The organism is Photobacterium sp. 270122K, assembly GCF_059941365.1.
Genome location: NZ_JBPOEN010000001.1, coordinates 539846 through 560823, shown reverse-complemented (window position 1 = coordinate 560823; position 20978 = coordinate 539846). Strand labels below are relative to the sequence as shown.

The 20978-nt window shown below is 49.1% G+C and carries 19 protein-coding genes; 7 read left to right on the top strand and 12 right to left on the bottom strand.

Annotation, left to right across the window (positions count from 1 at the left end; all coding sequences use genetic code 11):
- The first annotated feature begins 19 nt into the window (after positions 1–19).
- The 3 genes from ACSF8W_RS02510 to tmk all read left to right on the top strand — a co-directional run bounded on the left by ACSF8W_RS02510 (position 20) and on the right by tmk (position 2208).
- On the top strand, positions 20–370 hold the full coding sequence (locus tag ACSF8W_RS02510) for a ParE family toxin-like protein (RefSeq protein WP_500844743.1): 351 nt from the start codon (positions 20–22) through the stop codon (positions 368–370).
- A gap of 93 nt (positions 371–463) precedes the next feature.
- On the top strand, positions 464–1720 hold the full coding sequence (locus ACSF8W_RS02505; protein WP_500844741.1) for a B12-binding domain-containing radical SAM protein: 1257 nt from the start codon (positions 464–466) through the stop codon (positions 1718–1720).
- A complete protein-coding gene (gene tmk, locus ACSF8W_RS02500; RefSeq protein ID WP_500844740.1) occupies positions 1708–2208 on the top strand; it encodes a dTMP kinase in 501 nt (166 codons plus the stop codon). Before ACSF8W_RS02505 ends, tmk begins: the two co-directional genes overlap by 13 nt.
- A 158-nt stretch (positions 2209–2366) precedes the next feature.
- Here the strand turns inward: tmk and ACSF8W_RS02495 are convergent, their stop codons facing one another.
- Complete coding sequence (locus ACSF8W_RS02495; RefSeq protein WP_428477845.1) at positions 2367–2792, bottom strand: hypothetical protein; 426 nt, start codon at positions 2790–2792, stop codon at positions 2367–2369.
- 614 nt (positions 2793–3406) lie between these two features.
- Between ACSF8W_RS02495 and ACSF8W_RS02490 the strand changes: the two genes are divergently transcribed.
- The 4 genes from ACSF8W_RS02490 to ACSF8W_RS02475 are packed head-to-tail and all read left to right on the top strand — an operon-like array spanning position 3407 to position 8365.
- Complete coding sequence (locus tag ACSF8W_RS02490; protein ID WP_500844739.1) at positions 3407–4903, top strand: TolC family protein; 1497 nt, start codon at positions 3407–3409, stop codon at positions 4901–4903.
- Positions 4900–5892 carry an HlyD family secretion protein gene (locus tag ACSF8W_RS02485; protein WP_500844737.1) on the top strand — a complete coding sequence of 331 codons (993 nt, stop codon included), beginning with the start codon at positions 4900–4902 and terminating at the stop codon, positions 5890–5892. Before ACSF8W_RS02490 ends, ACSF8W_RS02485 begins: the two co-directional genes overlap by 4 nt.
- Positions 5889–7208 (top strand): ABC transporter permease, encoded by a 1320-nt coding sequence (locus ACSF8W_RS02480; protein WP_500844735.1) that lies wholly within the window; start codon positions 5889–5891, stop codon positions 7206–7208. The genes ACSF8W_RS02485 and ACSF8W_RS02480 overlap by 4 nt, the downstream gene beginning before the upstream one ends.
- Positions 7205–8365: an ABC transporter permease gene (locus ACSF8W_RS02475; RefSeq protein WP_500844733.1), complete on the top strand. Its 1161-nt coding sequence runs from the start codon at positions 7205–7207 to the stop codon at positions 8363–8365. The genes ACSF8W_RS02480 and ACSF8W_RS02475 overlap by 4 nt, the downstream gene beginning before the upstream one ends.
- A gap of 110 nt (positions 8366–8475) precedes the next feature.
- Here ACSF8W_RS02475 and ACSF8W_RS02470 read toward each other — a convergent pair whose 3' ends face one another.
- The 11 genes from ACSF8W_RS02470 to ACSF8W_RS02420 form a co-directional block, all read right to left on the bottom strand.
- Positions 8476–8955, bottom strand: coding sequence for a CreA family protein (locus ACSF8W_RS02470; RefSeq protein WP_500844731.1), 480 nt, complete (start codon positions 8953–8955; stop codon positions 8476–8478).
- 82 nt (positions 8956–9037) lie between these two features.
- Complete coding sequence (locus ACSF8W_RS02465; protein WP_500844729.1) at positions 9038–10123, bottom strand: hypothetical protein; 1086 nt, start codon at positions 10121–10123, stop codon at positions 9038–9040.
- Positions 10124–10189: 66 nt separating this feature from the next.
- Positions 10190–10642, bottom strand: a complete 453-nt coding sequence (locus ACSF8W_RS02460; RefSeq protein WP_500844727.1) for an META domain-containing protein — start codon at positions 10640–10642, stop codon at positions 10190–10192.
- Positions 10643–10786: 144 nt separating this feature from the next.
- Positions 10787–11134: a hypothetical protein gene (locus tag ACSF8W_RS02455; RefSeq protein WP_500844725.1), complete on the bottom strand. Its 348-nt coding sequence runs from the start codon at positions 11132–11134 to the stop codon at positions 10787–10789.
- A 69-nt stretch (positions 11135–11203) separates the two neighbouring features.
- The gene (locus tag ACSF8W_RS02450) at positions 11204–11509 is read right to left on the bottom strand and encodes a DUF1289 domain-containing protein (protein ID WP_500844723.1); all 306 of its coding nucleotides are present in this window, start codon (positions 11507–11509) and stop codon (positions 11204–11206) included.
- A gap of 95 nt (positions 11510–11604) precedes the next feature.
- Complete coding sequence (locus ACSF8W_RS02445; protein ID WP_500844721.1) at positions 11605–13746, bottom strand: ATP-binding cassette domain-containing protein; 2142 nt, start codon at positions 13744–13746, stop codon at positions 11605–11607.
- On the bottom strand, positions 13743–15383 hold the full coding sequence (locus ACSF8W_RS02440; RefSeq protein WP_500844719.1) for an ATP-binding cassette domain-containing protein: 1641 nt from the start codon (positions 15381–15383) through the stop codon (positions 13743–13745). The genes ACSF8W_RS02445 and ACSF8W_RS02440 overlap by 4 nt, the downstream gene beginning before the upstream one ends.
- 12 nt (positions 15384–15395) lie before the next feature.
- A complete protein-coding gene (locus tag ACSF8W_RS02435) occupies positions 15396–16736 on the bottom strand; it encodes a TolC family protein (RefSeq protein ID WP_500844717.1) in 1341 nt (446 codons plus the stop codon).
- A gap of 67 nt (positions 16737–16803) precedes the next feature.
- Entirely contained in the window at positions 16804–19062 is a 2259-nt protein-coding gene (locus ACSF8W_RS02430) for an ATP-binding response regulator (protein ID WP_500844715.1), read from the bottom strand.
- A gap of 16 nt (positions 19063–19078) precedes the next feature.
- Positions 19079–20416 carry an HlyD family type I secretion periplasmic adaptor subunit gene (locus ACSF8W_RS02425; RefSeq protein WP_500844713.1) on the bottom strand — a complete coding sequence of 446 codons (1338 nt, stop codon included), beginning with the start codon at positions 20414–20416 and terminating at the stop codon, positions 19079–19081.
- Positions 20417–20445: 29 nt separating this feature from the next.
- The gene (locus ACSF8W_RS02420; RefSeq protein ID WP_500844711.1) at positions 20446–20778 is read right to left on the bottom strand and encodes an Hpt domain-containing protein; all 333 of its coding nucleotides are present in this window, start codon (positions 20776–20778) and stop codon (positions 20446–20448) included.
- Positions 20779–20978 lie beyond the last annotated feature (200 nt).

The following is a 20978-nucleotide window of genomic DNA, read 5'->3' as shown; positions in this document are numbered from 1 at the left end:
CAATTCTCCATGCGTATAGATGTACCAATACAAAACAAGGTGCGTCTATATGCAAAACATCATATTCAAATATCAACTCCACGGTAAAAATTTAGCCAGCTCAGCTTCTGACTGTGTCTGTCATGTTGATAAAAAGATCTGGCGTGATCTCCCAAACTCGTATCGTCAAAAAACACTGAGTGTAGTGAACTCAATTGCTGACGGTACTCCATTTACAGTGCTTGGCGGAAAAAACATTAAATCTAATCCATCCCTGATTCGATTCAGAATCGGGCGCAGCTTTCGCTTAATCCTATCTAAAGGGAACAACCGACTTACTTTCAAGCTTTGTCGACGACAAGGCTATGAACAAAATTTTAAGCATTTTTAATAGTGTTCTTAATTGGTTATGAGAGTACGAAGCTTGAATAAGTAAGTTTTACAGCTTTGTGGTTGGTACATAGATAGGACTATGGATTTAGTTATGAGCAAGAATAAAAAATGTCTGCTGATTACGTTTGATTTCACCCAAAAAGGTAAAAGTGCAACCAGTTTTGCAGCAGGGGTGCTGCTATCCGAGTGCAAGCAACACCAAGACTACGGTAAGAAGTTCACAGCTGAGCATTTATCAATTGACATGAATAAAAATAAGGCATTAAACCTATCAGCAGAAGAGATAGTAAATAGAATTAATGTCCAATATAAGCTGGAAGAGATTGATGGGTTAGCGTTAGGTTGTTACGTATGGAACACCGAACTAATTGAACCCTTGATCACGCAACTTAAGGATAAAGGCTTTAAGGGAAACATTATTCTTGGGGGTTACCAAATTCACGAGTCGAGCTGTGAAGTACTCTATCCAAGCGGAGATATTTATCTACCGAGCTATGCTGAAGCGTCCTTACCAGAAGCATTTATGCAGGAAAAATTGCTCCGTAAACTCATTTTAAACAACAAGTTTGAGTTTGCTTCACGTCATTCCCCTTACTTAAATGGTTCGATAGAGCTTGCTGAATTCCAATCAATGGTGCATTGGGAAACTCAACGTGGTTGCTATTATGCTTGTTCATTTTGTGCCCATCGCGATGTGGTCGGCAATAAAGTACATGATTTCTCCATGGAAACAATTAAAAAGGAACTTGACTTGTTTAAAGAGAAAAACGTTCAGCGAATTAATGTTCTAGACCCAATCTTTCGAAAAGGACGCAGATCATACGAGATATTGGAGTACGCAATTGGGATTGGCTTAGAAGCAGAACTCGTTTTTCAAGTGCGTTTTGAGGACATAAATGAGCGCTTGTTGGCGTTATTTTCAAAGCTGAATACTCATCTTGAATTTGGTTTACAGACTGCAATCAAGTCTGAATCAATAGTAATCAATCGTCGCAATAATATTGAGAAGGTATCTTCGGCCATCTCTATGCTTCAGGAAAAGAATATGTCTTTTGAGGTCAGTCTAATTTATGGGCTACCGACGCAAACGCTAGAGAGCTTTTTCGAGAGCGTTTATTTCCTTAAACGTAGGGGAGTGTCAGAGATAAAGGCTTTTCCGTTGATGCTGTTAGAAGGTACGCGATTATCCGAAGATAAAGAATTATTCGGTATCAAGGAAGATTATATCGACGACTCGGGGATCCCGCATGTTATCGAAAGCGACAGTTTCACAAATGACGCATGGAAATCAATGAGAGCGTTAGCCATGAAACTAACCAATTTTGAGGATTCAGTATGTTTGTCGTAATTGAAGGTCTTGATGGTGCGGGTAAATCTACAGTATCAAAACATTTAGCAAAAAAGTTAAATGCGAAATTATTAACGACACCAGGGGCGGGCTTTAAAGATATTCGCAAACAACTTGATTCTGTATTTAAAAATAATCACAAAGCGAGGCAATTGTTCTACATGGCTACAGTACACAATGTAGCTGATGAAGTTAGCGCTTTGATTTCTGCTGGGCTGAACGTTGTGGTAGACCGATATTGGTTGTCGACGCAAGCCTATCATTGCTGGATGAACAACGGGCAGCATTACAGACTTAGTGAGGTAGAAAGTGAACTCCTGAGGCCAGATCTTACAGTCTACCTTGATTTGTCCGTTGATGAGCGCATTGCGAGAATTAAAAATAGAAGCCATTGTACGCTTGAAGATAAACAGACATTAACTGAGCAGGCAAATGATGAATTGCGCAGTCTATATATCGGTATGTGCGATGGGAAACCCGTAGGGTAGTGGCTCATCGTCGATGCATCCCAAAGTATCAATGCTATCATTGAGATTATATTAAATAGCGTTCGTAAAACTATCTAGATGTGGAGTTATCTCAACATGACGCTCACACCGTGAGCGTCAGCATTAGTGCAATCCAAAGACAGTGTGTCAGCGTGCGCTTACATCACACATTCTTTAGCGGCTTGTGCCTTTTCAACGCCCTGTTCGATCAAGGTTTTGGTTTCTGGGTTACCGATGGCTTCCATTACTTTCGCCATCATCTTTTCTGCGGTCGATTCAGACGACACATCCACCAAACACTTGTACGCGTTGGCAATGTGGTCTTGCGCGTCAATCAACATGTCAGGATCGCTGAAATCTGCATTCAGGGCCTCATCAACCGCTTCCACCAGTGCTTGTGCTGATTTTGATGCATCGCCCAGTGTATCCAGTTTCAGTTCGCTTAAATCGACCGAATCCATTTTTTCTTGCATCGTGTCTACCGCGCTGTTCGCGGCATCTTGTGCTTTATCAATCGCTTGGTTGGCTTCTTCACAACCGGTCAATGCTGCTACCAGCATCAGTAATGAGAGGGTCTTTTTCATCATTCTTCTTTTTTACAGCCGATAAGGAATGGCGGGGCAGGTCACTACGTGAGCAATGTCTGTATCACCCTCGTTTGGCTCACCCCACCGGTTGCGGTGGCATTATCATGCCGTACCGCGAATAGTCGCTATGCTATTTCACTCTTATTCATCACACAATCAGTAAAATGTAACTTATTGGGATAAGTTCATAGGCGTGAAAGCACCAGAGGAAGCGATGATGCGCTTAAAACGTTTCGTGTACGATGCATCTGTGTGGTTTTTGTGCGATCTATCTCACACTTATTATACAGTCACTTGTTCTGTATAGGTGCAGTTGTTAACCTTGCTCGCGTAATGATTCTCAGCGATACGGAAATCGCACTACTTTTCTTTTCTTTCCTTTTCTTTCCTTTACTTTCTTAGCTGCGGGCAGATTTGCCCGTTTTTTTTTCGTTTTTATATCCGTCTCCATACTGTCCACAGATTTCCCCGTAAAATGCCCATAAATCCTTTCGCACTCACAGTTTTTTATTTCATGAGTTAGGATTATTTTAGCTTGTATGTTGAGTTTTAGAGTTAATACTCTAGAATTGGGCTATCTGGCCAATACCTCATGGCTTAAAGGGTTCATAATGAAAATAAAACCAGTCGCAGCACTCATAGGCTGCATGATGATATGGGCGCCGCTCGTCAGCCACGCGGCGACAATGTCTGTGTCTTCCCCTGTGCATGATCCTGCGCCTTCCCCTGTATTGAGCGCTGATGCTGCGGTGACCGCGGCCAGCCATCCCGTGAGTTTTGTTGATGCCTGGCAAGCCGTGGTGACCGGTAACGATGGCCTCGCCGCAGATCGTGCCAATGTGGATCGTTACCGCCATATGCAAGATGCCGCCAGCGATCTCTACCTGCCGAACATCAGCGCCACCGCCAAATACACCCGTTTTGATCAAGCGGTGGAAGTGAAACCGACCGATTTGATTGAGAGCATGCCCGCTGGCGATGCTATTGCCAATTTGGCGGCCGCATTAGGGGTTAATGGCTCCAACCTTGATGCGCTGTTTACCTCGCAACTGACCGACCGCGATGTGTTCACCAGTTCTATTCGTGCTATTTGGCCGATTTTTACCGGTGGCCGTATTAATGCGGTGCAAGATATTGCGCAAGGCCAAACCGAAGAAGCCCAGTACCAGCTCGCCATGAAGCAGCAGGGCACCTTTGAAGATCTCGCTAAATTTTATTTCGGTGTGGCGTTAACCCAGAAAGTGCTTGATACCCGTATTGAGGTGGAGCAAGGCTTGAAGAAACATTTCCACCATGCGCAGCAATTAGAGCAGCAAGGGCAAATTGCCAAAGTGGAACGCTTGCAAGCGCAAGTCGCTTACGACAAAGCCCGCGTTGAACGCCAAAAAGCCCAGCGTGAAATGGAAATTGCCCAAGTTGCACTGACCAAGCTGTTGCAGCTGGATACCCCAGCCGTGCCGTCAACCGCGTTATTCATTAACCCGTCGTTGCCGCCAATGAATGCGTTTATTGACAAGACGCTGGTGGATTATCCGGGCTTGCACATTCTTGATGCCAAGAAGAAACAAGCCTCCGGCATGATGACGGCCGAGAAAGGCAAATATTACCCAGAGGTGTACCTGTACGGTAACTATAGCCTGCACGAAGATGACACCTTAGCGGCGAAAACTGCGCCAGATTGGGCGGTGGGCGTGGGGGTGAACATTCCACTATTGGATAACTCGGGCCGTTCGGGCAAGGTAAAAGCCGCGCACAGTGCGATGAAGCAGGTCGATTATTTGCGTGCACAGGCGGAGCAAGATCTGACGGTATTGGTGGAAAAAACCTACCGTGAAGCGATGCAGGCACTGGAAGAGTACAACGGTCTGGCGTCGAGCTTGTCGTTGGCCAGTGAAAATGTTTTATTGCGCGAAAAAGCGTTCAACCAAGGCTTGTCGACCTCGTTAGATGTGGTCGATGCCGAGCTGTATCTGGCGAGCGTGAAAACACAACGCGTGGTTGCCGCTTATCAATATGTGATCTCCCTGACGCGCTTGTTGGCCATCAGTGGCGAAATTAATCAGTTCCATCACTATCAGCAATTCCAAGGTATAGAGGTACAGTCATGAGTCAGTTAACGTCAAAAGCCGCTAAGTTAGCCGTTATTGTGCCTGTCGCCGTGGTGGGGTGGTTGGGTTATCACTTCTGGCAGGCGTACCAGCCAGAGCCCGTGCGTTTGCAGGGACAAATTGACGCGCAGCAATACAGCGTGTCGTCGAAAGTGTCGGGACGGATTGATCAGGTATGGGTACGTAAAGGCGATCAGGTTGAAAAAGGCGATTTGATTTTCTCGCTACTGAGCCCGGAAATTGATGCCAAGTTAGAGCAGGCTAAAGCCGGTGAACAAGCGGCGGATGCGTTAGCGGAACAAGCTGAGAAAGGCGCGCGCAGTCAGGAAATTGCGGCGGCACATGATCAGTGGCAAAAAGCCAAGGCGGCGGCACGTTTAATGAATAAAACCTATAAGCGCGTCGATAACCTGTATAAAGACGGTGTGATGGCTGAGCAAAAACGCGATGAAGCCTTTACCCAGTGGCAAGCGGCACAGTACACCGAACAAGCGGCGTATCAGATGTATGCGATGGCTAAAGAAGGGGCACGGGTAGAAACCAAACGTGCCGCGCAAGAGAAAGCCCGTATGGCGGCCGGTGCCGTGGCAGAAGTGGAAGCGTACGCCGCGGATACTAAAATTGTGAGCTGGTTTGAGGGTGAAGTGTCACAGGTGTTGTTGCATGTGGGCGAATTAGCACCGCAAGGCTTCCCGGTGGTGAGCGTGATGGACATGAATGACGCGTGGGCGGTGTTCAATGTGCGTGAAGATGCGCTGAAAAGCTACTCAGTGGGCACCACGTTTAATGCCGTGATCCCGGCGTTGGGTGAGGCGGAACATGCCTTTACCGTGACCCATGTGGCCGTGATGGGCGACTTTGCTACGTGGCGCACGACCGATCCGGCGCAAGGGTTTGACATGCGTACCTTTGAAGTGGAAGCGCACCCAGTTGAACCGATTGCCGGTTTGCGTGTGGGCATGAGTGTGTTGGTTGAGTCTGCACAATGAGTCAGACGCCCATACGAGAGTCATTGCCTGAGCCGGACTCAAGCCCTGCCGCTTCACACGCCGCGCTGACGCGGGGTGTGTGGGGCAACGCATGGCGGGAATGGCGGTTACTGTGGCGAGATCGCTGGATCGCCGCCATGGTGTCGTGGTTGCCGATCCTGTTGTTTGTCCTGATGTGGGGCATTTTCTCGGCGGGTATTGCGCGAGACTTGCCGATTGGGGTGGTCGATTTGGATCACAGCGCCTTGTCACGACAGCTAGCGCGTGATTATGACGCCAGTCCGACGTTGGCGGTGACCGCGTCATACACCTCGGTGGCACAGGGCAGTGACGCACTGCGTGGCGGGGACATTTACGCGCTGGTGGTGATCCCGACACAGCTAGAGCAGCAGACGTTGCGCGGTGTAGCCCCGACGGTGACGGCGTTTTATAACAGCCAGTTTGTGTTGGTTGGGAAACTGATCAATTCCGCGGTGCAGCAAGCGCAAGGCACGCTTAACGCGAAGATCAATACCCTGCAAAACATGGCATCCGGTGTGGATGTGCCGCTGCAAGCCCTTGGCCAAGCGGTGCCGATACAATCGCAAATTACCCCGCTGTATAACAGTAACAGCCATTACGGCCAGTTTTTGGTGCCGGTGGCGATTCCGGCCATTTGGCAAATTGCCATTGTGATCACCACCATCTTGGCACTTTCGGCAGAACAACGTCGTGCAGGCCCGAATACGGGCAATCATGGAAGCAAGGGCATCACGGAATGGCTAGGCCGTTCGCCGATCTGTGCGTTATTAGGGAAACTGTTGCCCTATACCTGCCTGTTCATACTGCAAGGCGTGCTCTTTTTGTGGGCGCTGTATGTGTGGCAGGGGTGGCCGATGCACGGGCACTGGGGCATTTTGTTACTGGCGCAGTGTTTGATGGTACTGGCGTGTCAGGGCGTGGCGTGTTTGCTGTTCCTGATCCCGCTGGATGCGACCAAAGCCATGAGCTTTGCGGCTGGCTTAACCGCGCCGGCGTTTGCGTTTGTCGGGGTGACGTTCCCTGCGACGGATATGCCGGACTTTGCGCTGTTCTGGCGTGCTTTGTTACCCGCAACGCACTATGTGGATGTGCAACTCCATCAGGTGAACCATGGTCAGGATTGGTCTCAAGCCTTGCCACAATTGGCCGCTTTGTTGGTATTTGGCGTTACTTGGATCATTGCGATGCTACGCGTGAAGCAATTGGCACACGATAACGGGCCAGCACAAGGCCTTGCAAAAGGTCAGACACAAGCACAAAAGAGCAGCCCAACCCCGAAGGAGAATAATGCATGACATGGGGAACCTTGTGGCGTGATGAATTACGCGCGATTTTCACCAACACCTCGCTGTTATTTACCGTGTTTGGTGGGGTCCTGATTTACTCCTTTCTTTACCCCATGCCGTACTTGCATCAATTGCCGCGTGAGCAAGCTATTGTGGTGGTCAATCTGGATCATTCCACATTGAGCCGTGATTTGGTGCGCATGGTGGATGCGACACCGCAAGTGCGCGTGGCCCAACAGGCGGGCAGTTTGACGGCGGCCAAAGCCATGATCACCGCCGGGCAGGTGGAAGGGCTGTTGTTGATCCCTGAACATTTCAACCGTGATGTGTTGTTGGGTAAAAGCCCGACCTTGGCCTATGCCGGTGACGGGGCGTATTTCTTGGTCTACGGCACCATTGTGGAAGGTTTGGCGAGTGCCGGCGGTACCTTGGGCGCACAGATCAAAGTGGCGCGGATGGTGATGTCCGGTGACAGCATGGTGCTGGCGGCGGATCAATACACGCCGATAAAGCTGAATGCGCAGCCGGTGTTCAACCCGACTATGGGTTACGTGAACTACGTGGTACCGGCGGTGTTTGTGCTGATCTTGCATCAAACCTTGTTGATTGCGGTGGCGCTGCTGGGGGGCGGGCAAAATGCCAGCCGCTTGGCGGGAGAAACCGGTTATTGGTTGCAGCAACCCGCATGGCGTGTATTGCTGGTACGCACCACGATTTTTGCCCTGATGTACGTACCGTTGGTGATGTATTACTTTGGCTTTAGCTTTACGTATTACCAGATCAGCCGGTTAGCGACGATCCCCGATTTGTTGTTTGTCACGGTGCCGTTTCTGTTAGCGGTGATTGGCTTGGGGATGATTCTGGGTCTGCTGATCACACGCCGTGAACTAGCGACCGTGGTGGTGTTGCTTAGCTCGTTGCCGTTGGTGTTTTCTGTCGGTTTTATCTGGCCGGTGGAAGCGCTACCAACACCGATTTATGCGCTGTCGCAACTGGCACCGTCGACCCCTGCGATTAACGCCTTTTTGCGTTTGAATCAGATGGGGGCCGATTTGTCGCAAGTGATGGACTATGTGGGTTTGCTTTGGCTGCAAGCGGTGGCCTACGGTGTGATCGCGTATTGGCTCATGGCGAGACAGACGATTCGCCAGCCCAAGACCGTATAAAACAACGCGCCATCAGGCAGAAACCTGATGGCGCGTTTTGTTAGCGATCTAGTTGATTACGACGTTAATCGCCATATTTCCGCTCGCGTTATTCGCCAGCGAGAGGGGGATTATTTCTGCTCAGGCGCAGGCATAGTGTACGCCTTGGTGCCCCACAATGGCACGGTCGACAAGCTGTGCTTGAAGCTGCCTTCGGTTTCTTTGGTGGTGTACGACAAATAGAGCAACGTCTGGTTCTTTGGATCGTAAATACGTCTTACCTTCATGCTTTTGAAGAAGATGCTTTTCGATTGCTTGAAGACCACTTCCCCTGAGGCACTTTTGTCGATTTGCGCGATCATTTCGGGGGTGATGTCACCCGTTTGACGACAAGAAATCGAGCTGTCGCTGGGATCAGACAGGCTCAAGTTCGCTTCAATCGACGCAATGTGACAGGTCACGCCGGTGACTTCTTCATCTTGCAGCGATGAAATTTTGATGTCTTTAAGCGTAAACATGCCAAGGCTTACATCGCCCACTTCGTTGTCTGAACACCCGGTGAGCAGGGTGGAAGCGGCGAGTACGCCGGCCAGTAATAACGTTGATTTCATTCTTTTTCTCCCTGATTTTCCATCATGATAACAGTAATCCTACATATTGAGGTAGTGGGGTTATCGTGCCTGATGGGGTCCGTTAATCATTGTCTTTTTCTGTACTCTTGTTCGTCGAGGCTTTTTCCGTGCTGTTTTTGTTTGCCTGTTGCTGCGTGAGTTGCCATAACTGTTCGGCCCGCGATCCAATGAACCAGAAACTGAGGGCCAGCAGAGCAAAAAATACCGTTTTATGCAGGCTGTCCCAGAAGTATTCAAAAAAGCGCGTGTACAAGTTCAGCAGTAAAAAGATCATACCAAAGCTGCGGGTGACCGTATCATCTTGGCGAATACCGTAGCCAATCGCGCCGAGGCAGATCACGCCTGACAGTATCGCCCAATGAATAAAGTGGATCTGCGAAACGTTCGCCCACGCTGCGGCGCTGGTGTAGTTGCCGACGATGGAAATTAACCATAGCGCACTTAATAGGTATAACCAACCCATAAAGCGGGTGGCATCTTTTAAGTAAACCGGCAGCGCATGAAGCGTGGTGGCCCCTAAGACAGCTGCACCGATAATCGCTAAGCGCCAAGCCATGTTCAGGCCCAAGAAGTACCCGTTGGGATCGGCCCAGAAATCGGTCAGCTCAATGCCCCAACCAGCCAGACTGAGCAGGGCAAATAACCAGATCAGTAAGCTATTTAAGCGTAAGCCAACCGCCCCGTAGATGAGCATCAGCAAGCCTAAAAAGAAGGAGAGATGGAAGCCATCAAACCACGCGGTTTCACGCAGAAAGCCGATGGAGACCGCACTCATGAGCACGCCGAAAAAATACACGGCTTCATTGCTAAAGCGTTTTTCGGGGTGTTTAAGCCGGCGTTTAGCCCCGAAATAATAGGCGAGGGCGGCAATGCCCGCGCTGATCACCGCCAAGACGCTGGCTGGGGTATCAATCAGCTTGGCCAGCAGTTGCATCAAGTAATCATCAGCCAGCAGCACGCCGACAGAGATCACGCAGCAAGTAATGGCAATCCAGAAGGAGTAGACCGCCAGCAATTTCCAATCAAACCCGACAACCACGACACTGTCGCGCAGGGATTGGGCGTTTTCATGGTTGAGTAATTGGTCTTTCTCCCAGTCATCAATGGCGTGATAGATGGTTTTGGCTTGGCGTTTGGTGATTTTCATGGCGGCATCTTTCTTAAACAAAATACGCAGCCAGAGGCTGCGTATTGGGAGAGCATCTTTGCCTGATTAAGGCTGTTTCGGTGTGTCTTCGGCAATCGCTTCTGGCACAAAGGTCAGAATGTGTTGCTCAGAGGTCAAGGTTAAAATGTTGTTTTCTAACGCTGCGTTGTTCCACACTTGCAGCGATTGCGTCATCACTGATTCCACGGTCGCTTGATCGTCCTGAATACAGGCCATTTTGGTCGAGCCCATGTTAGTGACGCGGAACTTGTTCTTGTCTGCGACTTCGGCTTGGCCAAAGAAACGGTTACAACCGCCAAACCCGGAGACTTTCAGGTTGGCATCAATCGCCATGCCCGGTACGGTGCGCGGTTCGCTGATGGAAATGTCTTTACCGTCGACTTTGGTTAATACCCAGCTCTGCTGAATACTTTTGGCTGAAAACCCAGTGTTTGTCTCGGCCTCACAGCCGGTCAATAAGAGGGTTGCGGTGGATAATGCAATAAGCCACTTTTTCATGAATGTCACCTTAAACCGGTTGGGCATTGTTCAATATATCAGCCTTATCGAGGCTGGTTTCTTGGCTATAATAGTAGCACTTTGTAGGTATTATCATAACCTTAACTTGTTTTTGGGGGCGGTTATACGGCCACAGTGCGGCCGTTACAGCATACTGCGCCCAAAATAGTTAATTTCGCCTTTCTTTAGCTGACGAACATTTTCTTCATTCGGATCCATCGATAGCAAGGCGGTACGCGCTTCACAATAACTGCTGTTTTTATTGAAGGCGCGGCGGCTTACATCAATGGCACGCTCGGCAAGACGGCGCACTTCCGGTTTGGTTTGGCTATCACTAAAAATAATTTGTTGCTGACTCAGGAGGACTTCCATGTCCTTCATGCATTTATTTTCATCCGCGACCGCCGTGGTAGCACTTGCGACCGGGATAAAGCACGCAAGCCACAACGGCATGAAACGGAAAAGCACGCAACGCGAAGGACGAATTAACATGTAACAATCACTACTTTGGGTAAAAACGTGAACGAATGAATGGATAAAACGGAATAGATAACATAAGGGTTAGCACAAAGGCAGTTTTTCCAAACACTGGCGGCAGAGGCACGAGCCCGCGGCCAAGCCTGACGTATCGCGCTTGTCTAATTCAAAGCACCAGCAGGTGCTGCGCCCGGCACTGATCTCGCAAAAGGCCGGTTGACCGCATTGGGTGCATGTGTGGGTTGACGTCTGGCCACGAATCTCATCAATACGCTGTTGCTGCTGATCGTCAGACATCGCTGACCAGGTGCTGAGCTCATGCAGGGTACGGTGGCATCCGCTACAAATGCCGTTGTTATTTTTACATTTTCCAACGCAAGGGGTTTTCACGACGGGCTCCAGATTGGAACAATAGATGCCGCACGACAGGTACGGCACGGTAAAAAAACCGTACAGTACCACAGTCGTGTCATGCTGTCTTGACGTTAGCGGGTAAGGGTTTGAATCACTTTATCGGGGAAGCCAAAGTATTTCTGATTGCCATCTGGGTCGAGCAGCAAGCAATTGCTCGATGCCGCAATGTAGGACGTATCGTTGGTGGTAAATATCACGGTGGCCTTGGCGAGCTTTTCCGTAAACAGTTTGTTGATGTATTTTACGTGTTCTTTTTCACAGCCGACAAACGGTTCATCAATAATGATGATGTCCTGATCATGGCAGCCTAACCCCAAAGCGATGCGCAGGCGCTGTTGTACCCCATTGGGCAGTTGCGACACAAAGTCATTCGACATGGTGGTTTGTAGTCCCTCTGGTAGCCATGGGTGAAGGTCGAAGAAATCGATGAGTTCTTCCATTTGCGCAGGGGCAATCACACCGTCATGAATAATAAAATTCGACGCGAGCGAGCCTTCAAAAATATGCAATTCAAACGGAATGTAATTAATGGCTTTGCGGAAGCGGTAGTTATTAAACTGCTTAATGTTGTACCCATCAAACAGCACGTTACCTTGATAGCGCTCTTCTAACCCCGCCAGAATACTCAACAAGGTGGTTTTGCCTGAACCTGATCCCCCCGAGATCGAGACTTTATCGCCAGCTTGGGCAGAAAACGCCAAGTTAGTGAGCCCGACAGGCGAGCCTTGGTAGCGGTGTGTGATGCCACTGACGGCGACTTTGCCGTTAAATTGGCGAATCGGTGGGCTGCTTTCAATGCTGTGGCGATCGTCGTTGAGTGACATCAAGGCATTGATCTGTGCGCTGGCCGCTTTAATGGTTTTAAATTTCGTGATGGCGTTATAAATCCCCATGATCGGCCCTAAGGCTTTCCACACCAAAATAATGATCGCAAGCATGGCACCTGCGTCGGTGGTGCCTGCCATAACGCCAAGCACGGCCGTGACGATACTGGCGGTGCCGATGGCTTGGATCAGTCCTTGCCCCATGGCTTGAATTTTTCCGTTGGTCATCGACACCTCTTGGGCGTCCTCAAGGCTTTGATCATGCGCGGCATGAAAACGCGAGCGGATCACCCGTAGCAATGGCAAGCCTTGAATGCTGCTGATACTGCGCAATAACTCATTCCATTGGTAAGACACCATGGCATTCGCGCGTGAGCTTTTTGCGGTGGCTTGGGTGTAGATGTAACGGGAATACACACAGAACACGAGCATCAGCACGATGCCGCCTAACACGGTCAGCGCTGCCGTGCCGGATATGAGGGTGATGGCGACAATAAAGATCACGATAAACGGCATATCAAAGTAGCTGAGCGTCGATTCTGCCGTGACCAATTTGCGCAGTTGGTCAATGTCTTTCAGGCGCGCGAGCTGTGAGGATACCCCTGCTGATGAGGTCATGGCGTAGGGCAGCCATAGCAGTTTACTGATCACATTTTGGGAAATATGGGTGGCTAAATCTTTACCGGATGTGGCGAGTATGTTCATGCGCAGGCGTTTAAATCCATACTCGGCGGCCGCGAGAAAAAGGGCAAAACTGGTTAGCCAGAACAGGGTGGTTTCAGAGCCGGATGTCAGGGCGAAACTGTAGACCCCCATAATGAAAAACGGCTGCATGGCCCCCAGCAGGTTGATGATGAAGCTGAGGATCATCAGACTTTTGATTTCGTTGTTATAGCGATAAAAGGCGTATTTGATCCAATTCGACTTGTCTTGGGATTCCGGCGGCGGTTCGCGGAAAATTTTGGAATATTCCGAGATCTCACACACGTAACAGGTATCGTCACTGAGTGGGTGCTCAACCAGTACATTGTTGCGGTAATCAAACAGCTTGGCGTTGCCGTTGTTGATGCCTAAAAAGATGGTACAGACATTATCAAATTCAACAAACGCGGGGACGCTGATGGTACGGAGTTGATGCATGCTGGTGAGCGTGTGCTTCTTACACGTATAGTCGAGCCGTGTCAGGGTACTGGCAAAGCTGTCAATGTCGTGCGCTTGGGGCATGAAGGCATCGGATAAGATGGCGGGCGTCCCTTCCCATTGCAGGGTGATCAAGGTGTACGCGATCCCCAGCAAGCTCGGGGAGTCCTGATAGCGTTGCTTAAAGGTCGCGGAACCGAAGTCGCCTAGCCTTTCTTCGGTATTGCTAAAATCAATCAATACACTCATGCGGCTACCTTCTTCTCAAATTTGTGGTTCATCAATCGGTTATCTAATTGCCCGAGCTTATTACTGACGATGATGCAGATAAAGTTATTGGCTTTGGGGGCAATACACGCCAGTAAGAGTCGGCCAAATTGCGCGTCATACACCCGGTCAATATCATCGATCATCAATACCGATTTATTGCTTAACAGCGCACGGACGATAAGCAGGGCAAATAACACTTGGCGGGAAAAAGGCAGCTGACTGTGGCTGGATATTTTGGTGTAAAACCCGTTTTTGAGGCCGTCGATTTTATCTTTGATCGCCAAGTTTTCGCACAACGAAAACGCGGCACTGTTCAGGTGCGGTTGAAAACACGTCAGGTTATCAATGATGCTGCCTTCGACGAGGGAGGCGTTTTTATCGACCTTGATAATGCTGTTTCGCCACGTACGGTAGTCAATGTGGTGATCAGGCTGGTCATTAATGTGAATAACATGATCATCGGCATGGCTGTCGCGCGTAATACAACGCAAAAGGTGGCTTTTCCCACTGCCACTTTGGCCGGTAAGCAGGTGTATATGGCCTTTTGACAGATCGTATTGTGCGTGTGGCGTGGTGACGGTGAGCGTATTAATGTGTGCTCTTTGTTCAGATGTGGGCTGTTTGTCGGCGCGCTCTTCTGATGCAGATGTAGAGGCAGACGATGACGCAGAAGAGGAAGCTTGCAGCGCCAGCAAGTCAGCAATGCGCTCGATATTGAGTCTATTGACCCGCCAACGACTCAGGGTGCGCATAACCTGCTGGTAAGGGGCAAAGTATCGGTTGGTCAGCAGGATCACGGCGGCCATCACCCCTTGGCTGATGGATAAATCAATTACTGATTGGGCGCAAAGTACGACAACAACGGCGACTGACAATTGCTGGATAAGACTCAGGGTTAAATTGAACGAGGATTCCAAACGTTCATAGGCAATGCTCTGGGTTTCTCTTTCTCGGATCATTTCCACCATGACGCTTTCAATGCGGTATTCCATGGTGCGACTTTTGATGTCGAGCGGGTTAGCGACAATCTCGATAATTTTAGAATTGGTTAAGCCTTCAATGTCGGCGCGTTGAGACAACACGTCGACCCGTTTTTGGGCCAGAAAATGGGCCGTGATCAGCAAAATACCGGAGGCGACGATTAACGCCAATCCGGCCCAGATGTTGATCAGAAAGATGATCAAGACCGTAATAAAGCTGGTACCTGCATTGATCATGGCTTTGATCGATTCCCCGCCAAAGAACTGCTTAATGTCCGGAATGGTGGCGATACGCTCCAAATATTCCCCCATTTCGCGTTGGTTAAAGCGCTCGATATTGGCGGCGCAAATAGCCAGAAACACGTTGTTGGTCAGTTGGCTCTCAAAGCGTTTCATGATGACAGACACTAAGTGCTCTTCCTGGCGCTTTAATTGATAGTCAAACACGATAGCCGTCAGGATGATGCCAAACAGTAGCATGAGCGACGGGGTCGACTGATTGGGCAGAATCCGGTCAAAAATGATCAAGATAGAAAAAGGCAGTACCAAGCCCAACAAGGTGGTCATCAGGGTAGAAAAGATCAAATACACTTTGTCTAATCGGCTGATTTTTCTGGTGAATAAAGGATTTTTCATGATTCGCCCCTGTTACTGCGTGAGCACGTGTAGTGGGATAGGCGAGTCGGTGTTCTTATCACTCATGGGTGACATTTGCTCCGCAATCTTGCCAATCGTGTTTTTATTCAGGTTACCTATGAGTTCATTGAGTTGAACCAAAGCAATGATGTAGTCGTAACGGGCACTTTCGTAATCCCGAATGCTGCTGAACAGTTTGCTTTCTGCCGACAGTAAATCGGTGATGGTGCGGGTACCGAGTTTGTGCGCTTTTTGAATGCCGATATAGGACGCGTAATTGGCCTGAATAATGGTGGTCAGGCTTTGCAATGAGGCGGAGAAATCGTTGATGTCATAAATGAACGTATCAAATTGCTGTTGGCTGCGTTGCTTGCTGTCTTGCAGGTCTATTTCACTTTGGGTGATGTTGACTTTGTTTTGCTGATAGCGGTAATAGTCGCGGCCACCATCAACCAGCGGAATATCAAGGGTGAGGGTGTAGACGGTTTCCTCGGTGGTGCCGTTATCCGGGAAAATGGTCGCGGTGGCTTCGTTGGTATTGTTGTAGGAATAGCCGATGCTGCCTTTGAGTGACGGCGCAAAGCTGGCACCGGTTTCTTTTAATGTTTGTCGGCGTTGATTGACCGTTTGCTGGGCAATACGCAGGTCAAAGCCGGAGCGGTAAAGAATGTCATTTAGGCTGCGTTGCCGGTCTGCGGAGATGGCCTGAAACTGCAGACTCGATTGTAAGTCGAAATCAGGCACGAGGCGTTGCTGAATAATCGTTTCCAACTGCGAGAGGATCACACGGCGGTCTTTATTCAGCGTGCGCAACGTATTGGCAGTGCGTTCTTTTTGTGCGAGGACTTCGTAGCGTTCTGTGCCGGCGACATTCCCGAGTTCAATATTGCGGTTGATCAGCGTTAAGCGAGAAACAGAAGAATCAAACTCGGCTTGTGTCGCCCGAATCTGCGCGCCGTTTTTCAGGTATTCAAAGTAGGTGGTAGAGGCTTCACGGATAATACGCTGACGTGTTTGTTCCGTTTTGAGGGCTTCAATATCCACCCCAATATGGGCATTCCCCTGAGAGTAGAGATCCCCCAGATCAAACAAGGTTTGAGACAGAGTGATATTGATGCCGTGATCGTTATAGCGGTTACTGACATCGCCCCCCTGATCTTTTTGAGTGAGGCCGTCATTCCAGTTGGTATTGGCACTGATCCCCAGCGAGGGCAGAAACTTCGCGCGGTTCACATCCACATCGTACTGTGAGGCGCGCAGCCCCGTTTCAGCGCTGCTCAGGGTCAGATTTTGAGCCAAAGCGGCATCGACGACGTGTAATAAATCGGCCGCCAGTACAGGGGTGGCTAACATACCGCTTACCCCGTACAGCATCCCAAGAATAAGTCCATTGCATGCGTGTTTGCTGGGCTGACCGGGCTTAACTGATTTTTTTAATGGCCATGTATTTTTTAATGACCTTGATAATCTCATCATTTTTGTACGGCTTACTGATGACATAGTCCATCCCTGCTTCAATACATAACTTGTGTTCACTGGCACTGGTAAGTGCGGTTGCGCCAATAATGGTGGCCGGTTGATGAATATCCTGTTCGATCTCCCGCTGGCGGATCAGTTTGGTGGCTTCTATCCCGCCCATACCGGGCATAATGCAGTCCATAAAGACGATATCGGCCCCGTGTTCTTTCATGTAGTCCACCGCTTGTGAGCCATCACTGACGGTGTGTGCGTCATAACCTTGTTTGCTGAGAAGTTGCTTGAGTAAGAACTGCTGAACGCGATCATCTTCGACGATCAAGAAGGCATTCTGCGTTTGAACATCGGCCTCTTCGTTTTCCTGCATTGCCTCGGTCAAGTTGGGGATCCATTCATGAGGAATGAACGGGGTATAGAACACCTTGTCCACATACTGGTGGGTGTCCTGAACCGTGCTGGACTCTGATGCGGCTAAGAACAGCTTGGTTTTGCCTGCTTTTTTCAGGCGTGAATGCAAGGTTTTACAGAAGGATTTGAGTTGAATCCCTTTGATGGTGTCAGTGATGATAACGGCATCGAAGCGTTGCATTGTCGGGAGCGCTTTGAAAATATCGTTGGCCGCCCGCACAATTTGTACGGTGGCGCCGTACTGTGTCAGCATGCGTGACATCAGGTCGATTTGCAGCGGGGAGTCGGTGCAGATCATCACGTGCTTTTTCTCAAGCGTGCGGTCGATGCGATAAAAACTTTTCGGCGTAATATCTATTTCAATATGCAGTTTTTGCAGGCTAAGGGGAGCTTGTGTTGTCTCTGTCTCTGTCCCGTGGAGTTCGGCGTGTGACCATGCTGATTGAAAACGATTAACGTGGGACAGAATCGCTTTAGACCACTCATCGTTGATGCCACTTTTTTCATCAACGCGTTGCCAATTGGCCCTTTGTATGGCGGTCAGATCAAGGCGGTTAGTCGGTAAGAAGATCGCTTCAAAAATCAAACGGGTCTGTTCAACTTCATCGGCCGCTTCCGTGTAAATATTGAATAGCGTGTGCTGTTCATTTTGGGCGGAAATGGCGTTAGACAACTGTAAAAACAAGACCCAGAAAAGGCTGGTGGAGTTCCCTTCAATCACCTCTGGCTGGTTATCGTTTAAATGACAGTCAAAGCGACGCTGTGTGTGCTGTGTCTTTGCGGTCAGGTGTACCACCAATTCTGACAACAACGGCAGAAACGCGACGTTGCCGGTTGGGGCGTTATTCCCCCCAGAAATAAGCCGGTTATAGTTGTCCGCCAGATCAGACAGGGTATTGGTGGCAAGGGTGATATCGCGCGCCATGACCGCGCCATTTTCCCCGGCATCTTGAGCGATGAGTCGCACCCCGCCTTGAATCGTGTTGGTCATACCGCGAATTTCGTAGCCGATTAAGGCATACAGCTGACGGTAGAGATCGGCATGGCGTTTTTGAAACTCAACATCCTGATAAATCGAGGCGAGATTGGCATAGATGCGGCGTTCAGCAGGGGACGTACTCAAGTCATTCAATAGGGATTGAATACTTTTGGCGTCAATGTGTTCGAGCTGTGTCGCGAGTTGTTCGATGTTGTTCTGGCTGTGATGCGCGTTAAGGCCAGTGCCACGTGTCCCTTTTTTTCCCAGCCAGAACAAGAACGCCAACACGCCACCCAACATGACAAACACCGACACAATTTGTATTAACAGTTGCTGCTGTGCGTGTTGATGCTGCGCATTGATGGTTTGAATAAGGGCTTGGTGGGTGCGTTGCCCGTTTGACAGGCTGGCTAACAAAGCGTGCTGAAAAGGCGCGATTTCATGGGTCGCGTTAAATCGACTCAGGGCAACAAGCATTATCGGATAGGCCGGATCGCCGACTAAGCTGACGCGCGACTTTTCTTGTGATGCGCTGTCCTGAAATTCAGCGATGGCCAATTGAAGCGCTGAAATTAACGGCGCCATGGGGGCTTGCGTTGCCTGACACTCATTGGCTTGGCAGGTCAGGGTGGCCTGTAACAGTTGCTCTGTGTGTGTCAGCACCGCTTGTGACCGTTGAACGATATCAGCGTTGAGGGCCGTTTCATGGTTTTCCTGCAAACGCAGCCATTGCCCGCCAAGCCCAGCTTGTACCACCAGTGCGAACGCGATGCACCCGAGCGTGATACGGGTGAATGTCTTCCTTGATATTTTCACTGTACTTTTCACTGTACTACCTCTCATCAAAGGCGTCTTCCATTGCACTCATAACGGGTTTCAGTGCGTAGTCAATGGCATAACGGGAACCGGTTTTAATGTCTGCGGTAAATTCCATATAGGGTGACAGGGTGTACTGGGCGCCCGACTTTTCCAGAAAATCACGCTCAATGGCAATTTTGGCAATATAGAATTCTTCCTCTTCTTCTTGATAGGAAGATCGGCTAATGGAGGCGATCTTCCCTGAAATAAAGCCATATTTTGCGAAGTTATAAGTATCGAATTTCAGTTTTACATTCTGACCGACTTCAATAAAGCCCATGTCTTTTTTGGCAATTTTGGCTTCACCGTGCAGGGTGTTTTGTACCGGCGAAATGTCGACAAGGCTTTCATTGGGGGGGATCACGGCCGATTTAAAATTGAAATGGACTTTGTCTACGATGCCATCGACAGGGGAGTACACCGTGAGGCGATCCACTTTGTCAGCATGTTGGGGAAGTTGCGCTTGTTTGAGTGAGCGATCTTTTTCCAGCTGATTGATTTGTGCTTGATAGCCCGCATTGCGGGTTGCGATCGTATCTTTTCGTTGTTTATCTAACCGAGCAGATTGAAAAGTCTCATTCATGACCGCTTCGTTGAGGTTTTCAATTTCTCTTAGCATGTTCGTTTCTTGAACCTGCATATTGAGCACATCGATGTATGACGCCATTTCTTCTTTATACAGCGTTTGTTTAATCGTGAGCTGTTTGCGGATGAGCCCGAGTTGTTTGTGCGAGCTGCGGATCCGTTTTTTCATGGATTGGATCAGTTGCTGTTTATGCTCAATATCGAGGGTGATCAGCGCAATGTTAGAGGTGTTTTTCTGAAATTCTGTCTGCCAGGAATCCGTGAACTGAGCGACTAAATCCGGATAATGGCTGTATAAGGAAAAATCCGGTGGCGTGTTATCGATTAATGCCGAGTAACGGGCGATATCCATTTCTAAACTGGTAATATCGAGCGTTGCAGAGGTAAATTGTGTGTTTCTATCGACGGATTTTAAGCGGGCAATGGCCTGGCCTGCATACACATAGTCGCCAGCTTTGACCAGCATGGTGTCGAGAATGCCGCCTTCTAGGTGTGGTACCCGCTCGACATCGGAATCAAGGAGCATTTCACCGCGGGATGACACGACGATATCGATCGTCGCCTGTGAAGCCAGCGCAATAAAAAGTAACAGGGCAATAAATAAAAATAACAACGATTTGTGCACACTGGTCATGGCACTTTGTATATAAATTCCTTGTTCAAGTTCGGGATCTTGAGGGTGTTTGGCTTCAATTAATGCCTGTTTAATATGCTTTTCTATGCCCATCGCATTCACTCCTTGAGGCGGTGCATGTATTAATGTGCGATTGGCAGTGTGGCCACTTGATCGTTGATGTTCTGGATCTCGTTATACATGGCCGCCATTACATCAGGTACGGGTTTTTCACCACGTTTGCATAACACTTCAATGTGCTCCAGTTGTTGCGTGGCAGTGTCTTCACACAAGGTGAGAAGTACCCCTTTTAATGAGTGCACTGTCATAAATAAGTCTTCGAGTGCATCGCTGGCATAGAGCGATTTCATTTTTTCAATATCATCCCCATGTTCGACCGTGTAGAGCTCGATAAGCATCGAGATCATGTCACTGTCTCCTTCCATGGCGTCACTGAATGCGGCGAAGTTAATCATCGGCTAGATCCTTGTTATTCATGTATGACCCAGAAGTACCATTGAGTCACTCTCATGGAGAGGATGAAATGCGCCAGTGGGCTGGCGTGATACTTCTTTAGCAATATGTTTTTTACATATAGCTCCCTAACACTAAGGTATGGCTTAGTAGTGAATGGAATACAAGGCATACCTATGCGGCAATGTTTCGTTTGTTGATC

What these genes read in the sequence shown, in the direction of transcription:
- ACSF8W_RS02510 (WP_500844743.1), top strand. Translation starts at nt 20, where the DNA reads ATGTACCAATACAAAACAAGGTGCGTCTATATGCAAAACATCATATTC.
- ACSF8W_RS02505 (WP_500844741.1), top strand. Translation starts at nt 464, where the DNA reads ATGAGCAAGAATAAAAAATGTCTGCTGATTACGTTTGATTTCACCCAA.
- tmk (WP_500844740.1), top strand. Translation starts at nt 1,708, where the DNA reads ATGTTTGTCGTAATTGAAGGTCTTGATGGTGCGGGTAAATCTACAGTA.
- ACSF8W_RS02495 (WP_428477845.1), bottom strand. Translation starts at nt 2,792, where the DNA reads ATGAAAAAGACCCTCTCATTACTGATGCTGGTAGCAGCATTGACCGGT.
- ACSF8W_RS02490 (WP_500844739.1), top strand. Translation starts at nt 3,407, where the DNA reads ATGAAAATAAAACCAGTCGCAGCACTCATAGGCTGCATGATGATATGG.
- ACSF8W_RS02485 (WP_500844737.1), top strand. Translation starts at nt 4,900, where the DNA reads ATGAGTCAGTTAACGTCAAAAGCCGCTAAGTTAGCCGTTATTGTGCCT.
- ACSF8W_RS02480 (WP_500844735.1), top strand. Translation starts at nt 5,889, where the DNA reads ATGAGTCAGACGCCCATACGAGAGTCATTGCCTGAGCCGGACTCAAGC.
- ACSF8W_RS02475 (WP_500844733.1), top strand. Translation starts at nt 7,205, where the DNA reads ATGACATGGGGAACCTTGTGGCGTGATGAATTACGCGCGATTTTCACC.
- ACSF8W_RS02470 (WP_500844731.1), bottom strand. Translation starts at nt 8,955, where the DNA reads ATGAAATCAACGTTATTACTGGCCGGCGTACTCGCCGCTTCCACCCTG.
- ACSF8W_RS02465 (WP_500844729.1), bottom strand. Translation starts at nt 10,123, where the DNA reads ATGAAAATCACCAAACGCCAAGCCAAAACCATCTATCACGCCATTGAT.
- ACSF8W_RS02460 (WP_500844727.1), bottom strand. Translation starts at nt 10,642, where the DNA reads ATGAAAAAGTGGCTTATTGCATTATCCACCGCAACCCTCTTATTGACC.
- ACSF8W_RS02455 (WP_500844725.1), bottom strand. Translation starts at nt 11,134, where the DNA reads ATGTTAATTCGTCCTTCGCGTTGCGTGCTTTTCCGTTTCATGCCGTTG.
- ACSF8W_RS02445 (WP_500844721.1), bottom strand. Translation starts at nt 13,746, where the DNA reads ATGAGTGTATTGATTGATTTTAGCAATACCGAAGAAAGGCTAGGCGAC.
- ACSF8W_RS02440 (WP_500844719.1), bottom strand. Translation starts at nt 15,383, where the DNA reads ATGAAAAATCCTTTATTCACCAGAAAAATCAGCCGATTAGACAAAGTG.
- ACSF8W_RS02435 (WP_500844717.1), bottom strand. Translation starts at nt 16,736, where the DNA reads ATGTTAGCCACCCCTGTACTGGCGGCCGATTTATTACACGTCGTCGAT.
- ACSF8W_RS02425 (WP_500844713.1), bottom strand. Translation starts at nt 20,416, where the DNA reads ATGGGCATAGAAAAGCATATTAAACAGGCATTAATTGAAGCCAAACAC.
- ACSF8W_RS02420 (WP_500844711.1), bottom strand. Translation starts at nt 20,778, where the DNA reads ATGATTAACTTCGCCGCATTCAGTGACGCCATGGAAGGAGACAGTGAC.